Below are 481 nucleotides of genomic sequence, written 5' to 3'. Positions count from 1 at the left end.
TGGGGCGTTTACCATCAGGCGCTGATCCTCGCGCTGTGCCAGTTCCATAACGACATCTATCAGCGCAAAGCCGACGATGTTTCAGACTTTATCTGAGCCATTTAGCAGCTGCGCCTCCAGCCACTGCTTCAGGGCTGGAGGTGCACTTTTCAGGCTGTTTGAGCCACGGGTAATCGTGGCAATCCCCGCACCCAGCTCATTCTTCAGCTCACGCTGGCTCATCTTGCCGCGCATCAGCTCCAGTTTCCCCCTACCAGCGATTTTTATGAAGGGCATTCAGGCTGGGTGCAAGCTGGGTGATGAGATGGCGCGCCTGACCGGTGTTGAGAATATTAAGCACAAAGGCGGCGCTATTGGGGCGTTTACCATCAGGCGCTGATCCTCGCGCTGTGCCAGTTCCATAACGACATCTATCAGCGCAAAGCCGACGATGTTTCAGACTTTATCTGAGCCATTTAGCAGCTGCGCCTCCAGCCACTGC

General features: G+C 55.5%; 2 protein-coding genes. One reads left to right on the top strand and one right to left on the bottom strand.

Features of this window, described 5'->3' with window-relative positions; all coding sequences use genetic code 11:
• Window positions 1-81 precede the first annotated feature (81 nt).
• A complete protein-coding gene (locus BA768_RS19620) occupies window positions 82-276 on the bottom strand; it encodes a Trp family transcriptional regulator (RefSeq protein ID WP_228388519.1) in 195 nt (64 codons plus the stop codon).
• On the opposite strand from BA768_RS19620, the gene BA768_RS21815 reads away from it, so the two are divergent.
• A complete protein-coding gene (locus BA768_RS21815; protein ID WP_217491439.1) occupies window positions 266-379 on the top strand; it encodes a DUF84 family protein in 114 nt (37 codons plus the stop codon). The genes BA768_RS19620 and BA768_RS21815 overlap by 11 nt on opposite strands.
• Window positions 380-481 lie beyond the last annotated feature (102 nt).

Source organism: Chryseobacterium sp. CBo1, assembly GCF_001693475.1.
In the GTDB taxonomy this organism is placed as follows: Bacteria; Bacteroidota; Bacteroidia; order Flavobacteriales; family Weeksellaceae; genus Chryseobacterium; species Chryseobacterium formosense.
The sequence above is the reverse complement of the archived record's forward strand: the minus strand, read 5'-3'. Positions and strand labels throughout refer to the sequence as shown.